Source organism: Campylobacter sp. JMF_14 EL1 (assembly GCF_027737585.1).
Taxonomy (GTDB): Bacteria; Campylobacterota; Campylobacteria; order Campylobacterales; family Campylobacteraceae; genus Campylobacter_B.
The window spans coordinates 75,057-92,848 of record NZ_JAOVTW010000002.1 but is presented as its reverse complement, the minus strand read 5'-3'; the positions used below and the strand labels follow the sequence as shown (position 1 = coordinate 92,848).

The window sequence follows — 17,792 nt, the reverse complement described above, 5'->3', positions numbered from 1 at the left end:
AAACGGGCTAAATTTTAGCCGTTGCGTTTTTTGATAATTTCTTCGCTTACATTTTTTGGAACTTCATCGTAGTGGTCAAATTCCATTGAGTAAGTAGCTCTTCCTTGTGTTTGGCTTCTAAGGTCAGTTGAGTAACCAAACATCTCTGAAAGTGGGCAGAAAGCGTCGATGATTTTGTTTCCACCGCGTTCGCCCATGTTATTTACTTGGCCGCGGCGTTTGTTTAGATCGCCGATTACATCGCCCATATACTCTTCTGGGGTTTCTACTTCGACTTTCATCATAGGCTCTAAGATAACTGCACCAGCTTTGCGTGCGCCCTCTTTAAAGCCCATTGAAGCAGCTAGTTTAAACGCCATTTCAGAGCTATCGACTTCGTGGTAGCTTCCGTCATATACGGTAACTTTGACATCTTCTACTGGATATCCTGCTAAAACACCGCTTTGCATAGCTTCTTGGCAGCCTTTATCGACAGCAGGGATATATTCTTTTGGAATCGCACCACCTTTGATGTCATTGACAAACTCATATCCGCTACCTGGCTCTAATGGCTCTAAGCGCAAATATACATGGCCGTATTGACCGCGACCGCCTGATTGTTTAGCGTATTTGTATTCTTGCTCGACAGATTTGCGGATAGTCTCGCGATAAGCGACTTGTGGTTGGCCAACCTCTGCATCGACTTTGAATTCGCGTAGCATACGATCGACAATGATTTCAAGGTGAAGCTCACCCATACCGCTAATGATTGTTTGACCGCTCTCTTCGTCAGTTGCTACGCGGAAGCTTGGATCTTCTTGTGCAAGTTTTTGAAGTGCGATACCCATTTTTTCTTGGTCTGCTTTTGTTTTTGGCTCAACTGCGACGCTGATAACTGGATCTGGGAATTCCATACGCTCTAAGATAACTTTGTCTTTTTCGCTAGCTAGTGTATCACCAGTAAGTGTATCTTTTAGGCCTACAATCGCGCCGATTTCGCCAGCGTAAAGCTCTTTGACTTCTTCGCGTTTGTTTGAGTGCATACGCAAAAGTCGTCCAATACGCTCTTTTTTGTTTTTGCCAGAGTTGATTACATAGCTTCCGCTCTCTAACATACCGCGGTAAATTCTAACGAAAGTTAGCTGGCCGACAAATGGGTCAGTCATAATCTTAAATCCAAGACCTGCGAATTCGCCGTCATCAGTAGATAGAACTTCTGCTTCGCTTCCGTCTTCATAAACGCCTTTGATAGCTGGAACTTCGTTTGGAGCTGGTAGATAGGCTACGACAGCGTCAAGTAGTGGTTGAACGCCTTTGTTTTTGAAAGCTGTTCCGCACATCATAGGGAAAAATGCTAGGCTTAGGCAGCCTTTTTTGATACCAGCTTTAATCTCTGCCTCGCTTAGCTCTTCGCCTGCGAAATATTTTTCCATTAAAGCTTCATCTGTCTCAGCGACTGCTTCAATCATTTTGTCGCGATATTCTTGTGCTTTTTCTTTTAGTTCAGCTGGAATTTCGCCTACTTCTGGTGCGCTTGGGCCTTTTGCATCGTCCCAAGTAAGGGCTTTCATAGTGATTAAATCAACTACGCCTTTGAAGTTGTCTTCTGCGCCGATTGGAATTTGAATCGGAACTGGTGTAGCTTTTAATCTATCGCGGACTTGTTGCTCGACATTGAAGAAATTTGCGCCTACACGGTCCATTTTATTTACGAAAATAATTCTTGGGACTTGGTATTTGTTTGCTTGTCTCCAAACAGTCTCGCTTTGTGGTTGCACGCCACCGACTGAACAAAATACAGAAACAGCGCCGTCTAGAACACGCATTGAGCGCTCAACTTCGATAGTAAAATCAACGTGGCCTGGGGTGTCGATTAGGTTGATTTGGTGATCGTTCCAAAAGCAAGTAGTCGCAGCAGAAGTAATAGTAATACCTCTTTCTCTCTCTTGCTCCATCCAGTCCATAGTAGCAGCACCCTCATGCACTTCGCCGATTTTGTGGCTCATACCTGTGAAAAATAGAATTCTTTCGCTTGTTGTTGTTTTACCGGCGTCGATATGAGCGGCAATTCCGATATTTCTAACACGATTAAGTGGAGTTTTTCTTGCCATAGTTTTCTCCTACCAGCGATAGTGGGCAAATGCTTTATTAGCTTCTGCCATTTTGTAAGTATCTTCTTTTTTCTTAAATGAAGAACCTTTTGAATTCGCTGCATCAAGTAGCTCGTAAGCTAAACGCTCGATCATAGTTCTTTCGCTTCTTTTTCTAGCAAAAGTGATGATCCAGCGGATTGCCAAAGCTTGTTGGCGAGCAGGGCGAACTTCGATTGGAACTTGGTATGTAGCACCACCCACACGGCGAGATTTAACTTCCATAAGTGGTTTTACATTTTCGATAGCGTCGTTGAAAACATCGATACCTTTGGCTTCGCCGCCTTTTTTGTCGATCAAATCAAGCGCACCATACATAATCTCAGTCGCAACGCTTTTTTTGCCGTCATACATAAGTGAATTAATAAATTTAGTGATTACTTTATTGCCATAAATTGGGTCAGGCATAACTTCCCTTACGGGAGCTTTTCTTCTTCTCATTTTATTATTCCTTCAAATTTGAAAATTTTACTCAAATTTAACCAAAACCAAGGGTTAAATCTGTCTTAGCTAAACTATTTTTTAGGGCGTTTAGCACCGTATTTAGATCTAGAAACTGTTCTTTTTGCGACACCTGCGGTATCAAGCGCACCACGAACAATGTGATATTTAACACCCGGTAAGTCTTTTACACGACCGCCGCGAACTAGAACAATGCTGTGTTCTTGTAGGTTATGACCTTCACCGCCGATATAGCTGATGACTTCAAAACCGCTTGTTAGCCTTACTTTGGCAACTTTTCTCAAAGCTGAGTTTGGTTTTTTAGGAGTTGTTGTATAAACTCTGGTGCAAACTCCGCGTCTTTGAGGACACTCTTTTAGCGCAGGTGATTTTGACTTTACAGTCACTTTTTTGCGCTCTTTTCTGACCAATTGATTTATGGTTGGCACAGTAAATTCCTTTCATCAAAAAATTTATTAAATAAAAAAGAGATTGATTTTACAAAAAAATTACTTAAACTACTATGAATTTATGCTTTTTCTAAGAAATGTAGATATTTTACTTATTAAATTTAAATGTATGGTGGGTATCTTTGCCCACCATAAGGTTGCCAAATTTTTCGGTGGACAAGGATGCCACCCTACTTATCTAGCACATGTTGTTTTGTAATTCCCTATAAATACTTTCACATTTATTTATGGTTTTAAATATATTATAATATTTTTCTTCCCACTCATTATTTTGTCGAACTATATTTAATATATCGTAGCATTTTTGTATAATCGCCAATTTTATATTTTCTTTATTAAATTCCTGTATTTGACTTGACAACTGATTGTCTAAATTTAGATCTTGTAAAATTAAATATGGAATAAATCTATTACCATGAACTAAAATTCCTAATAGTTCTTTATTTTCATCTAATTTTTTTAATTCATCAATTATATTTTGAATTATCCTGATTGCTTTAACAGCATTGATTGCGGATATTGCTTTTGTTCTTTCATTAAATAATTTTGTATAATAACCATTATTCCCCGTTAAATCACCAACTCTACCTTTTGCTACGGCTATTAATTTTACATCTTCTTGCAGACAAGCCAAAGCAATAATTAATTCATCTAGCACAATTTTTTTATCGTTTGGTATTTCCTTAGAGCCAGATTTATATACATATTCGTAACCTAAGTTTTCGAATTCATTTTTTAATCTAGCTTGATTTGAATCTAATGAGACAAAATCCTTACTACTAATACTATTTTGTGTATTTGATAATTTTGTAATTGTATTTTTATCTATATTTTTACTATTCTCATTTATTTCTATAAGTTGAACAAAAACTTTTACACTTTCCAATAAATCGCTATTTTCGTTATAAATTTCTCCTATTGCACCAGTTGTTTGTGCTCCATTTATTATAGAAACGCCTTTCAATTTAAATGTGCCAGTGTCTTTTGTCGTTGCTTTAACACTTGTTCTTTCAACAGAACTGCATAGTATTTTTATTCCATTGTTATAATAAAAGAAATTCTCTGGCTCATTTTTCAAAACTTCTTTTATGCCAGTATTTACTTCTGTATTTTCTTTGTAAAATCTAATATTTTGAGAAAATAATAAATTGCCATATTCTTTATACCACAAACCTAATTGTTTTGCAGATAATATTCCATAATATACCCTATATGGCTCATTAATATTTCCCCAATTATTCAATATACAATCCATTTCTTTTATGTTTTCTTGACATAAAAATTCATATATATCTTTATTTTTTACTTCTTCAAATTTTAATATTTCTATTCCATCAGAATTAGTAGAATTTACAAAATCATTTATGTGTTTAAGACTGACTGGTGGTAAATTTTGGCTCGAATTATGTATTAGAATAAGATATATTTTTGCTTTATCTAATGCAGTCTCTATTTTATTTCGCATAGCTTTTATTTTATCGTTACAATCATCAAATTTTAAATTTAAAATTTGTGAAATACCTGCAATAAATTTTAATATATCACTTTCTTGAATTCCATTATTTCCATTTGAAAATTTGCTCTGTATAATAAATAATTTTTCTTGTTTTTCATCATAATAAAGTGCATCTATTCCACAATCGTTAAAACCGTCTGTTATATATTGTGTAGCTTCATTTTCATCTATCCCGGTTTTCATCATAATTGCTAATCCAGCCAATGACATTGATAAGAATTTATTTTCATCTATAACAAAATTTCCGTCTTTTTTTGATAATTTATTTTCAAATAAACCCTTTAAGTTTTTTATTATTCTTTTTTGGCTTAAATTTTGTTCCATTTCATTACCTTTAAAATCAGATTATTAATATGTTATTTTACAATAAAATCGCAAATTTATCATTACTTTAAATCAATTTCTCACTGCAAATTTTTATTTATACGCATTTTCTCTTGTGGAAATTTCTATTATTTCTATTGTTGTGTTTTTCGCCGATTACTCGGTAATGAATTCCTACATACCATTTCCAGCGATTTTCGTATCCTTCCATTTTGCCACAGTTTTTCAACGCAAAAGGATTTTCTATTTTTTCAAGCTCTTCCAAAAATATCACAATTCGCTCTGCACTTTTTTTATCGCCAATTTTAATTTTTGTAAGCTGTTTATCTGCTTTTTTTACAAGTCTGATTTTATACATTTTATTCACCAAACATTTGAGCTCTAACTTCTGCTCTTAATGCTTCTTGCTCCGATATTGGCATTTTTTGAATTTCGGCTCTTATTTCTTTGATACTCGGGGCTTCATCTAGCGAATAGCCATTTCGTTTCTCTTTCAAAACCTTAAACGGCAAACCGCCTACTTTTAAGGCTTGTTTTAAAAATATTCTAAGAGCCGTTGTAGTATCAAGCCCCAAATCAGCAAACAACTCATCTGCTTGTTTTTTTAACTTCTCATCTACTCTTAATTGTATTAAACTTGTAGCCATTTTAAATCCTTTTGTATGAAATTTGATTGATTTTGTATTATATCATATTTTTAATTCATACAAATAAGAAATGTCAAAATAAATTATAAATTCAATCTTTAACAATCGCAAAGCGTCCGCCGCCGCAGGCCAGCAAGCAAAGTGAAATTCCGATATAAAGGTATAAAATCTCCGCCTCAAATCCGCCGTGTTTTGATAATGCCAAAAAATCAGGGTGCGCTAGATAAAATATCACGCCGCACAGCCCAAGCACGATGAGCGCGCCCACGCGGGTGAAAAAGCCGATGATTATCATCACTGGTGCGACGACTTCGCCCAAATACACGCCATACGCGATAAACTCAGGCAATCCCTTTGCACCCAGCATACCCTTTATACCGCCCACACCGTTCATTATCTTTGCCACGCCATGCATAAAAAGGCAGACTCCAAGCGTCAAACGAAGCATTAATAATCCAAAATTTGGAAATGATTTAGGCATAGATAGTCCCTTTTGTGGCGAAATTTTAAAATTTTAAAATTTGGCAAAATTCAAGAATTCTAAAATTTTAAAATTTAAAAAAGGGGCGAAATTTCGCCCCCAAAATTATTTTTTAAGCTTGACTTCTTTGTCTTTGTATAGACCGGTTCCGACTGGGATTATGTGACCTAAAATGATATTTTCCTTCAAGTCCTCTAATCTATCAAATTTCGCCGCGATACTTGCCTCGGTTAGAACCTTAGTAGTCTCTTGGAAGGAAGCAGCCGAAATCACGCTATCGCTTCCCACAGCCGCTCTTGTGATACCAAGAAGCACTGGCTCAGCGATCGCTGGCTCGCCACCCATTTTCATAATGCGCTCATTTTCTTCTTTAAACCTGCGGCGGCTGATTAAATCGCCAATGATTAGCTTAGTATCGCCACTATCTATAATGCGGACTTGGCGAAGCATTTGAGATACGATGATTTCGATATGTTTATCGTTAATCGCAACGCCTTGTGAGCGATAGACTTGTTGAACTTCGCTAACTAGGTAGTAATGAAGTGCCTTTTCGCCTAAAATTCTAAGCACATCGTGTGAGCTAATAGAGCCGTCAGTTAGCCTTTCGCCAGCATGGACAAACTCACCGTTTCGGACCTGAATTTGGCGAGATTTATCGATTAGATACTCAGCCACAGTGCCGTCCTCGCCCTCGATGATTACGCGCTCTTTTGAGCTCATAGGTTTGCCAAATCTCACAGTTCCGTCGATGTCAGCGATGATAGCGGTATTTTTTGATTTGCGCGCTTCGAAAAGTTCAGAAACGCGTGGCAAACCACCTGTGATATCTTTCGATTTCGCAGCAGCTTTTGGTGTCCTAGCTAGGATATCAGCGATCGCTACCTCATCTCCGCTAGTTGCAAGAATTTGAGTTTTTGGTCCGATATTGTATTTCATCGGCTCGCCCTTGCTAGGTGTGATTACGATAGCTGGTTTTACGCCTTGCGGTAAATACTCATTAATCACCAAGCTACTATGTCCTGTCGCTTCATCGTATTGCTCAGTAGCAGTGTAACCTGGCTCGATATCCTCGTAGCTAACCACACCAGCGCACTCAGCTACCACAGGGGTAGTATATGGATCCCATTGAGCGATTACGGTGTTTTCTTCTTTTTTAGGTTTTGCGATGATATCATCAAATTTAACCTTGCTATTATCGTTAAATACAAGCACAGATTCGCGTGGGATATAGTGTCTGATAGCCTCTCTGCCGTTTTCATCAGAGATTACAGCATACATACCTTTTTCGGTTACGATATTTCCCTTTTTGATATCTTTTAGACGCTCTAAATAATCGCCTTTTAAGATGAAATATTTGATCTCGCCAACTGCGCCTGATTTGATTTTTTGAGTTACAGGCTCGCCGTCTTGGACGCAAATTTCACTAGCAAACGGCACGCGAGCTGGGATATTCCAGTCTGTTTTGATGATTTCGACCAAACTCTCGTTTTCTTCGATATTATCGCCGTCTTTGCAAACGATATAGTATTTGCCCTCGACCTTACCGCTAACACCAGCTAGTTCGTTTGGTTTAGCCAAATCGTGGCGGCGGATATTGTATTTGACCTCATCTTTTTTGCTTTTTACAGAGATATTGACATCATCGTGAGTTACTTCTATGCTTACCTTACCGCTAAATGGAGCTTTGATTTTTGGTTCGACCAAAAGCACAGCAGCATTTCGGCGGTTCATTACGATATTTTTGCCATTGTTTTCATAAGTTTTGACATTGTAATATCTGATATAGCCCTCATCACTAGCGATGACCTTATCTGCTTGTTGATCAGTAGCAGCCGTTCCACCTGCGTGGAAGGTTCTTAGGGTTAGTTGCGTTCCTGGCTCGCCGATTGATTGAGCTGAGATGATACCGACAGCCTCGCCTGGTTTTACCAGTTTGCCCTCGCCCAAATTCACGCCATAGCATTTAGCGCAAACGCCCTTGTGAGCCTTGCAAGTAATCGGAGTTCTAATGCTAACTGATTTAATTCCAGCATCTACGATAGTGCGAACCTCTTTTTCGCCAAGAAGTGTGCCCTCGGTAAATAAAATTTCATTTGAAACTGGATCAATCACATCTGCACTTAGCACGCGACCCAAAATTCTATCGGCTAAATTCTCGACCAAAGTTCCGTTTTCGACGATTTCAGTTACTTCGATACCCTCGTGTGTGCCACAATCATGGATTGTAACGCGGACATTTTGAGCGACATCGATTAGCTTACGAGTAAGGTAACCAGCATTTGCCGTTTTAAGCGCAGTATCGGCTAGACCCTTTCTCGCACCGTGGGTTGAGATGAAGTATTCGTTTGCATCTAGTCCCTCACGGAAATTTGATGTAATCGGGGTCTCGATAATCGAGCCATCTGGCTTAGACATCAAACCACGCATACCAGCTAATTGGCGAATTTGCTCTGAACTACCACGAGCGCCACTATCAGCCATCATATAGATTGAGTTAAAGCCGTCTTTGTCATTTTTCATCAAATCCATCATCTCATCGGCTAGTTTTTTAGTCGTGCTTGTCCAAATTTGAATAGTTTTATTATATCTCTCGCCCTCAGTTAGCAAACCGCCAGAGTATTGGTTTTGGACTTCGCGGACTTGATTTTTCGCGTCCTCGATCAAATTTGACTTAGAATTTGGCACGATGATATCTGAAACAGCGATTGAAATTCCAGCTTTTGTAGCGGATTCGAAACCTAAATTTTTAAGGTTATCTAGGAATTCAGCACTTACTTCCAAACCGCCATTTTTATAGACATAATCAACTAGTTCTGCGATATCTTTTTTCTTTAATTTTTTATTCCACAATGTATCTGGGATAAAATCAGGTAAGATCGATTTGATGACCAATCTACCAGCTGTCGTAAAGATAATGCGACCATCGACCATAGTTTTGATTTTAGCGTGGATATCAAGAGAGTTCGCCTCCACAGCGACCATAACCTCATCGACATTGGCAAAAATTTTGTTTGTGCCTTTTGCGCCGGCTTTTTCAAGGCTAAGATAATAAATTCCCAAAACCATATCTTGCGAAGGCACAGCCACAGGCTTACCGCTAGCTGGAAGCAAGATATTCATAGAACTTAGCATTAAAATTTTGCACTCTGCGATTGCCTCTTGGCTTAGTGGAACATGCACAGCCATTTGGTCGCCGTCGAAGTCAGCGTTGAAAGCCGCACAAACAAGCGGGTGCAAACGAATAGCCTTACCCTCGATTAGCACTGGGTGGAATGCTTGAATTGACATTTTGTGAAGTGTCGGCGCACGGTTTAGCATGACAGGGTGGCCTTTAACGACCTCTTCTAGGCACTCCCAAACCTCATTTACCTTGCCCTCAATCATTTTTTTGGCTTGTTTTACGGTTGTTGCATAGCCTTTTTCTTGAAGTCTAGCTATCAAATGCGGTTTAAATAGCTCTAATGCCATTGTTTTTGGCAGACCGCATTGATCCATACGCAAATTTGGACCTACGACGATAACTGAACGACCAGAGAAATCGACGCGTTTTCCAAGCAAATTTTGTCTGAAACGGCCTTGTTTTCCTTTGATAATCTCGCTTAGAGATTTTAGTGGGCGTTTGTTTGCGCCTTTTACAGCGTTTGCCTTTCTGCCGTTATCAAATAGAGCATCGACAGCTTCTTGGAGCATGCGTTTTTCGTTGCGAATAATAATCTCTGGCGCATCAAGCTCTAAAAGTTTTTTAAGGCGAGTGTTGCGATTGATAACTCTGCGGTATAAATCATTGACATCTGAAACCGCAAATTTACCGCCGTCAAGGCTAACTAGCGGTCTTAAATCCGCTGGTAGAACTGGCAAATTTGTAATCATCATCCACTCTGGTTTGTTGCCAGAATTTAAAAAGCTCTCTACGACTTTTAGGCGTTTGATTATATTTTTTTTCTTTAATTCTGAATTTGTGCTAGCCATTTCTTCTTTCAAATTTGAAAGAATTTCGACCAAATCAAGATCTGCTAGCATATCTCTGATAACTTCGCCACCCATTTTAGCCACAAAACCAGTTTGCTCAAATCTCTCGCGCAAGCTTTGGTATTGCTCTTCGTTTAAAACATCGTATTTTTCGACTTTTTTAGTGTTTTCGTTATCATAATACGCACTACCAGCGCTCTCTACGATATACGCCTCGTAGTAAAGCACGCGCTCTAAATCTTTCATTTTGATATTCAAAAGCGTGCCGATACGGCTAGGGAGCGAATTTACATACCAAATGTGCGCTACTGGGGTAACTAGCTCGATATGTCCCATGCGTGTGCGGCGAACCTTAGAACTAGTGATTTCTACACCACATTTTTCGCATTTCCAGCCTTTGTAGCGCATTTTTTTATATTTTCCGCAAATGCACTCATAATCCCTTACTGGACCAAAAATTTTAGCGCAAAACAAGCCGTCTCGTTCAGGTTTTAGCGTGCGATAATTGATAGTTTCTGGCTTTTTAACCTCGCCGTGGCTCCAATTTTTGATTTGCTCAGGGCTAGCAAGTCTTATGGCAAATACATCAAAATCTTGAACTCTACCGTCTTCTTTAATTTCAATTTTTTCTAAGCTATTGTTTTCGCTCATTTCTTTTCCCCGTTTCCGTAAATTTCAACATCCAAAGCAAGTGATTTAAGCTCGTTTGTTAAAACAAAAAATGTCTCAGGAATTCCTGTTGTTGGAACATTTTCGCCTCTGGTAAGTGCTTTATACGCCGCCAAACGACCATCGACATCGTCTGATTTGACGGTTAGCATTTCGCGCAAGGTATATGCCGCGCCATAAGCTTCAAGCGCCCAAACTTCCATTTCTCCAAATCTTTGACCACCAAATAGCGCTTTACCGCCGACTGGTTGCTGTGTAACAAGACTGTAAGGGCCTGTGCTTCTAGCATGGACTTTTTCATCGACAAGGTGGTGGAGTTTGAGATAATACATACAACCCACATTTACGCGCTCTTTAATCTTTTCGCCCGTGCGTCCATCATAAAGCTCGGTTTTGCCATCAGCGTCGATTTTCGCCATTTCAAATAGTTTCGCAAAATCCTCAGGCACGATTCCCTCAAAAATCGGAGCTGCAAATCTAACGCCCTTGCTCCAATCTCTGGCATATTTCAAAAGCTCTTCATCGCTGATTTTTTCTAGCGTTTTCTTAGCGTCCATAAGCTTAGAAACATTTGCAATATCAATCATTTTAGCACGAAGTTCTTTTAGCCACTCGCCAGTTTTTTGCTCTAAAATTTCAGCGATTTGCTCGCCCAAACGCCAGCCTACTAGACCTAAATGGCTCTCCATGATTTGACCGATATTCATACGGCTTGGAACGCCTAGCGGATTTAGGACGATATCTACTCTTTGACCATTTGGAAGGTATGGCATATCGACCTCTGGGACGATATTTGATACGATACCTTTGTTTCCGTGGCGTCCAGCCATTTTGTCGCCGACTTTTAGTTTGCGTTTAGTTGCGACATAGACTTTGACTAGTTTTACTACGCCACTTGGCAAGATATCATCTTTCTCCAAAATTTCGATTTTTTCATCGTGCTCTTCTTTAAGCTTTCGTTTTTCGTTTTGGAAGTGGTTTTTCAAATCCTCATACTCTTTTTGAATTTTCTTAGAGTAACCTTTGATAAACGAATTTAGCGTAAAGCGGTTTGAGCTTTCAAGCTCTTCTTTGCTGACAATATCGCCTTTGTTATACTCTTTTTTATTTAGGCTTTGCGCGCTTTCTAGCTTGCTTTTTGATAGCAATGCTACGACTTTTAGCATTTCTTCGCGGTCCAGCATCAAAAGTCTATCGTGATGCTCGCGCTCTAACTCTGTCTTTTCGTCCTCATAAGCTTTGTTTGTTCTAGGATCTTTTTCATAGCCTTTTTTGGTGAAAATTTTGACATCGATTACCACGCCTTCCATAGAAGCTGTCGCATAAAGTGATTTATTTACCACATGTCCTGCTTTTTCGCCAAAAATCGCTCTTAAAAGTCTTTCCTCTGGGGTTGGTTTTACTTCGCCTTTTGGAGTTACTTTTCCTACCAAAATCATACCAGGTTTGACATGAGTTCCGATTTTGATAATTCCGCTCTCATCAAGGTGAGAAAGCTCTTCTTCCTTGATATTTGGGATATCTCTGGTGATCTCTTCTACACCATCTTTTAACTCTCTGGCTTCAATCTCTTTCTCATAAATATGCACGCTTGTGTATTCATCAGCGCGAATCATCTTCTCGCTCATTACGACGGCGTCCTCGTAGTTATAACCATGCCATGGCATAAACGCGATTAGAGCATTTTTACCGATAGCTAGCTCGCCACCGTCCATGCTAGGGCCGTCTGCGATGATTTGTCCTTCTTTGACACTATCGCCTTTGCGCACAATTGGGTGCTGAGAAAATGTCGTGTTTTGGTTAGTGCGTAAATTTTTCTCCATTGAGTAGTGATCGATAAACGGACCTTTTTCATCTTCGCCTAAGATAAAGATATTTTTGTTATCTACTTTTTCGACCACACCGGCTCTTTTAGCTTTAATCGCTTCCCAAGAATCCCTAGCGATAGTCGCCTCCATACCTGTGCCTACAATCGGAGCAGTTGCGTATAGAAGTGGAACTGCTTGGCGTTGCATATTTGAACCCATTAGTGCGCGGTTCGCGTCATCGTGCTCCAAAAATGGAATAAGTGAAGCAGCCACACCAGCAATCATACCAGAGCAAAGGTCGATTAGAGTGATGTCCTCGCGTCTAGCCATAAGGTTTTCGCCGTCTTTTCTAGCTTCTAGCATTTCCTCGATAATCGCGCCGTTTTCGTCTAATTTAGCAGAAGCAGGAGCAATTACATGACCCTCTTCTTGTGTAGCAGTTAGATAAACGATTTCGTCTGTTACCTTGCCATCGACGACCTTTTTATAAGGAGCTTCGACAAAGCCTAAATCATTTACCTTAGCGTAAGTTGCAAGGGTATTGATAAGACCGATGTTTTGACCCTCTGGGGTTTCGATTGGACAAATTCTACCATAGTGAGTCGGATGGACATCGCGCACCTCAAATCCAGCGCGCTCTTTAACCAAACCGCCCTCGCCAAGAGCAGATAAACGACGCTTGTGAGTAACCTCGCTAAGTGGGTTTGTCTGATCCATAAATTGGCTTAACTGACCGCCTGTGAAGAATTCCATAAGTGTAGTTGTGATGATTTTTGGATTGACAAAATCATAAGGCATAAGCTCATCGATATTTCCGCTAATACTTGCAAATTTATCTTTTATAGCTTTTTGAACCTTGATAAATCCAAGGTGCATTTCACTAGCCAAAAGCTCGCCGATAGAGCGAATTCTACGATTGCCTAGATTATCTCTATCATCGATAAAGCCTTCGCCATTTTTAACTTTTATCAAATATTTTGCTGTTTTTATAATGTCTTCGTTAGTTAGCACCGTTACATACTCTGGTGTTTCGTTGCCAAGTTTGTGGTTCATTTTCATACGGCCGACTTTTGTAAGGTCGTATCTTTCAGGGTTGAAAAACAGATCATTTACAAACGATCTTGCAGTCTCTTTAACCACTGGCTCGCCAGGGCGCATAACTTTATAAATTCTAATAGCTGCTAAATCATTTTCATCATCAACGCCTTCGCTTTGTTGTAAAATTTTAAGAGCTTCGCTATCTTGGGCAAATGAGTTGATGATAGAGGCATCGACACCGCTAGCTAGGTCGTTTGCGATTGTAAATTTTTTCTGTGAATTTGCAATAGCGACTAGCTTGGCTTCATCTAACGCGGCAAGCGAATCGTATATAACCTCGCCACTATCTTTATCAAAAATCGCGTCTGCTAAGTGGCGCTCTGCTAAAATTTCAGCTGGGTATTCTATAAGCTTTAACCCCTCTTCTGCCAATTTTTCAGCTTTTTTTAGAGTTAAACGCTTGCTTGCTTGGTGCAAAACCTCGCCTTTTTCGTTGATGATATCATAATCAAGTCTGCCAGCATACTCTTTTGGATCGAAATCTGTTAAGAATTTGCCTTTTTTGACATAGATTGTTTTAATCGGATAAAATAGTTTTATAATGTCTTGTTTTTTATATCCAAGTGCGCGGAAAAGTATAGTAATAGGAACCTTGCGTCGTTTATTAATGCGCACATACAATACATCTTTCGCATCGTATTCGAAATATAGCCAGTTGCCGCGATCTGGTATGATTTGGGCTGTGTAGATTAGTTTGTTTAATACAGTCGGGCTCTCTTCTTCTTTGAAAATAACGCCAGGACTTCTGTGTAGTTGATTTACCACGACACGCTCGACACCGTTGATGATAAATGAAATTCTATCGGTGATAAGCGGAATATCGCGAATATAAATATCTTGTTCTTTTATATCTTTTACGCCGATTTTTTCGCCTGTTTTATCATCTCGCTCATGCACGATTAGGCGAATTTTCATCTTTAAATTTACAGAATATGTAAGACCACGCTCCATACACTCTCTAATCGAGTATTTTGGCTTGGAAAGCTCGCTACTTACATACTCGATGCTTAGTCTGTTTTGAGCATCATGAATAGGAAAGATAGCACGGAAGACTTTTTCTATACCACTATCTGCATTTGAGTTATCAAGATTTAAAAAGTGATCAAAACTTTTTTTTTGTAATTGTAATAAATTTGGTATCTCTATATCTTTTGGGACCTTAGAAAAATCAACTCTAAGACGATTACCTGAATATAAGCTATTTAACATTCTACTACCTCGTAGTTGTATTTTAAGAAAGAAGTGTCGGCACTCACGCACCGACACACATTATGATTTGCAAAACTAATAAATTTTGCGAGATTATTTAAGTTCGACCTTAGCGCCTGCTTCTTCAAGCTCTTTTTTAGCTTTTTCAGCATCTTCTTTGCTAACGCCCTCTTTAAGAACAGATGGTGTAGACTCAGTAGCGTCTTTTGCCTCTTTAAGACCAAGACCTGTAAGAGCACGAACGACTTTAATAACATTGATTTTTTTGTCGCCTGCATCAACTAATACGATATCGAATTCAGTTTTTTCCTCAGCTGCTGCTGCACCTGCTGCTGCACCTGCTGCGCCAGCTACCATAACAGGAGCTGCACTAACGCCGAATTTCTCTTCGAATTCTTTAACTAATTCGCTAAGCTCTAAAACTGAAAGATTAGAAATGAATTCTAATACATCTTCTTTTGTAATTGCCATTGTTTTTCTCCTAAATTTTTATTTTATGCTGTTTGTTCTTTTTTTTCTTTAAGCGCATTTAAGCCGATTGTAAAATTTTGAATCGGTGCGTTCCAGACTTGAAGTAACATTGCGATAAGCTCGTCTCTGCTTGGCATTTTTGAAAGCGCGCGAACTTTTTCGATGCTAGTAACTTCACCATCGACATAAGCAGTTTTAAGTGCAAATGCTTCGTTTTTCTCTTCAAATTTAGCAGCAACTTTACATACTGAAAGTTGATCGCCCCATAAGAAAATATTTGTATCTTTGAAACTCATACCATCTTTTTCGGCGTTTTTCAAAGCGATAGCTGCTAATGTGTTTTTGATAACTCTGACTTTTACATCAAGCTCACGAGCGCTATTTCTAAGTTCTTCTAGTTTTTTAACATCTAGACCTTTGAAATCAGATATAACAATAGCTTCGCTATTTTTGAAAGCTTCGCTTAGTTCTGCTACGATTTGTGATTTTTCATCTCTCGTCATTAGGTTTCTCCTTTCCGATCGGTGATTTCAAGCCAAGAGATTTAAATTTAAGCTAGTTAAATTTAAATCAATTAAGTCAAAGCGACCTTGAACTATCTCCAATCTAAGATAAAAATTTTAAATTTTTATTTTAAATCAATAACTTCTTGGCTATCAAGAGTAACAGCTGGGCTCATAGTTAGCGAAAGTGCTGCATGAGTCACATATCTACCTTTTGCAGTAGCTGGTTTGTGTTTGTTAATGGCTTTGATAAATGTTGTGACATTATCCAAAAGTTGTTCTTTGCTAAAACTTACTTTTCCAAGACCAGCGTGGATATTTCCTTGTTTATCAACGCGGAAATTTACTTGACCACCTTTTGCATTTTTGACAGCTTGTGCTACATCCATTGTAACAGTACCTGTTTTAGGGTTTGGCATTACGCCTTTTGGTCCAAGAATTCTACCTACTTTACCGACTAATCCCATTAAATTTGGAGTAGCGATAAGAACATCGAAATTTATAATACCTTTTTGGATTTCCTCGATTAAATCATCTGCGCCTACGATATCAGCACCAGCCTCTTGTGCCTCAGTTGCTTTTGCATCTTTTGCGATAACAGCAACGCGGACAGTTTTTCCTGTGCCAGCTGGTAAAACGATAGAGCCGCGAACCATTTGGTCTGCGTGGCGTGGATCTACATTTAGTTTAAGAGCGATTTCAACAGTTTCGTCAAATTTAGCAGATGCTAGACCTTTTACTGTATCGATAGCCTCAGATATATTGTATAGTTTATTAGAATCAACTTTTTTCAAAAGTTCATTAAATCTTTTCGAATTTTTTGACATATATTTCTCCGCAATTTTAAAGTGCTACCGCTTTTATTTAAATCTTAGCGGTCAAAAGATTAATCTACTATGGTAATACCCATAGAGCGTGCAGAACCAGCAATGATTCTAGCTGCTTGTTCGCGATCGTTGGTATTTAAATCAGCGATTTTTTTCTCAACGATTTCCAAAACTTGCGCTTTTGTTAAAGTCGCAACTTTTTTCTTCAAAGGATTGTCTGAACCTTTGTCGATTTTAGCTGCTTTTTTAATCAAATCTGTCGCAGGTGGTTGTTTTGTGATAAATGTAAAGCTTTTATCAGCATAAACAGTGATAACAACAGGGATATTATAACCTGCCATATCTTTTGTGCGCTCGTTAAATGCTTTACAAAATTCCATAATATTTACGCCTTTTTGACCCAAAGCTGGACCAACTGGCGGACTTGGATTTGCTTTTGTAGCGGCGATTTGTAATTTAATCTCACCAACAACTTTCTTAGCCATTTACTATACTCCTTATTAAATTTTTAAATTATCTTTTCGACTTGTGAATATGAAATTTCAATCGGCGTGCTTCTACCAAAGATAGAAACATTTAATCTAAGCTTGCCGTGAAGCATATCATACTCTTCGACAATACCATTAAAATTCGCAAATGGTCCATCGATAATTCTAACAGTCTCGCCCTCATCAAAATTGATTTTTGGTTTTGGTGCTTGACGATTATTGATTTTTTCAAGAATTATTGCGATATCTTTTTCCAATAAAGGAGAAGGTTTTTTAGCCTCGCCGATAAAGCGACTAACTTTTGGCAAAATTTGAATTCTATGCCACAAAGTAGTGTCTAAATCTAAATTTGCAAAACAATATCCAGGATATAAACTTCTCTCTTTGATAGTTTGTTTTGTGTTTTTGACCTCGATAACATCTTCTGTGGGAACTAAAACCTCACCGATTTTATCCGCAAGCATCTCATCAGCTTTTAGAGCTTCGATAGCATTTTTTACTGCCATTTCACTGCCAGCATAAGTCTGAATTGCATACCATTTATGTGCCATAAAAAAACCTTTCTATGCAGTAATTGCAGTAGACATTAGAAAATCTACCAAAGCCAAAAATAACGCTATGACCACAACCACAACAACTACTGAAATATAAGCAGTTCTTGTTTGCTCTTTTGTTGGAAAAATTACCTTATCTAATTCTATTCTTGCTTGTCTATAATATTCTTTAATTTTTTCCATAATCC

At 38.7% G+C, this 17,792-nt stretch carries 15 protein-coding genes; all 15 read right to left on the bottom strand.

The window, feature by feature from the left end:
- Positions 1-14: 14 nt before the first annotated feature.
- The 15 genes from fusA to secE all read right to left on the bottom strand — a co-directional run bounded on the left by fusA (position 15) and on the right by secE (position 17,787).
- A complete protein-coding gene (gene fusA, locus OFN73_RS03955; protein WP_270862327.1) occupies positions 15-2,090 on the bottom strand; it encodes an elongation factor G in 2,076 nt (691 codons plus the stop codon).
- A 9-nt stretch (positions 2,091-2,099) separates the two neighbouring features.
- The gene (gene rpsG, locus OFN73_RS03950) at positions 2,100-2,570 is read right to left on the bottom strand and encodes a 30S ribosomal protein S7 (protein ID WP_270859211.1); all 471 of its coding nucleotides are present in this window, start codon (positions 2,568-2,570) and stop codon (positions 2,100-2,102) included.
- 74 nt (positions 2,571-2,644) lie between these two features.
- The gene (gene rpsL, locus OFN73_RS03945) at positions 2,645-3,019 is read right to left on the bottom strand and encodes a 30S ribosomal protein S12 (protein ID WP_270859212.1); all 375 of its coding nucleotides are present in this window, start codon (positions 3,017-3,019) and stop codon (positions 2,645-2,647) included.
- Between the two features lie 199 nt (positions 3,020-3,218).
- The gene (locus OFN73_RS03940) at positions 3,219-4,880 is read right to left on the bottom strand and encodes an AIPR family protein (RefSeq protein WP_270862326.1); all 1,662 of its coding nucleotides are present in this window, start codon (positions 4,878-4,880) and stop codon (positions 3,219-3,221) included.
- Positions 4,881-4,977: 97 nt separating this feature from the next.
- Positions 4,978-5,238 carry a type II toxin-antitoxin system RelE family toxin gene (locus tag OFN73_RS03935; protein ID WP_270862325.1) on the bottom strand — a complete coding sequence of 87 codons (261 nt, stop codon included), beginning with the start codon at positions 5,236-5,238 and terminating at the stop codon, positions 4,978-4,980.
- A 1-nt stretch (position 5,239) separates the two neighbouring features.
- Complete coding sequence (locus tag OFN73_RS03930; protein ID WP_270862324.1) at positions 5,240-5,527, bottom strand: type II toxin-antitoxin system RelB/DinJ family antitoxin; 288 nt, start codon at positions 5,525-5,527, stop codon at positions 5,240-5,242.
- Between the two features lie 91 nt (positions 5,528-5,618).
- Entirely contained in the window at positions 5,619-6,008 is a 390-nt protein-coding gene (locus tag OFN73_RS03925) for a DoxX family protein (protein ID WP_270862323.1), read from the bottom strand.
- Positions 6,009-6,113: 105 nt separating this feature from the next.
- Positions 6,114-10,628 carry a DNA-directed RNA polymerase subunit beta' gene (rpoC, locus tag OFN73_RS03920; RefSeq protein ID WP_270862322.1) on the bottom strand — a complete coding sequence of 1,505 codons (4,515 nt, stop codon included), beginning with the start codon at positions 10,626-10,628 and terminating at the stop codon, positions 6,114-6,116.
- Positions 10,625-14,761: a DNA-directed RNA polymerase subunit beta gene (gene rpoB, locus OFN73_RS03915; RefSeq protein WP_270862321.1), complete on the bottom strand. Its 4,137-nt coding sequence runs from the start codon at positions 14,759-14,761 to the stop codon at positions 10,625-10,627. Before rpoB ends, rpoC begins: the two co-directional genes overlap by 4 nt.
- 93 nt (positions 14,762-14,854) lie before the next feature.
- Positions 14,855-15,232 (bottom strand): 50S ribosomal protein L7/L12, encoded by a 378-nt coding sequence (rplL, locus tag OFN73_RS03910; protein WP_270862320.1) that lies wholly within the window; start codon positions 15,230-15,232, stop codon positions 14,855-14,857.
- A gap of 23 nt (positions 15,233-15,255) precedes the next feature.
- On the bottom strand, positions 15,256-15,735 hold the full coding sequence (gene rplJ, locus OFN73_RS03905) for a 50S ribosomal protein L10 (RefSeq protein ID WP_270859325.1): 480 nt from the start codon (positions 15,733-15,735) through the stop codon (positions 15,256-15,258).
- Between the two features lie 125 nt (positions 15,736-15,860).
- Positions 15,861-16,562 carry a 50S ribosomal protein L1 gene (gene rplA, locus OFN73_RS03900; RefSeq protein ID WP_270862319.1) on the bottom strand — a complete coding sequence of 234 codons (702 nt, stop codon included), beginning with the start codon at positions 16,560-16,562 and terminating at the stop codon, positions 15,861-15,863.
- A gap of 59 nt (positions 16,563-16,621) precedes the next feature.
- Entirely contained in the window at positions 16,622-17,047 is a 426-nt protein-coding gene (rplK, locus tag OFN73_RS03895) for a 50S ribosomal protein L11 (RefSeq protein ID WP_270859323.1), read from the bottom strand.
- Between the two features lie 23 nt (positions 17,048-17,070).
- A complete protein-coding gene (gene nusG, locus OFN73_RS03890) occupies positions 17,071-17,601 on the bottom strand; it encodes a transcription termination/antitermination protein NusG (RefSeq protein ID WP_270859322.1) in 531 nt (176 codons plus the stop codon).
- A gap of 12 nt (positions 17,602-17,613) precedes the next feature.
- Positions 17,614-17,787: a preprotein translocase subunit SecE gene (gene secE, locus OFN73_RS03885; protein WP_270859321.1), complete on the bottom strand. Its 174-nt coding sequence runs from the start codon at positions 17,785-17,787 to the stop codon at positions 17,614-17,616.
- Positions 17,788-17,792 lie beyond the last annotated feature (5 nt).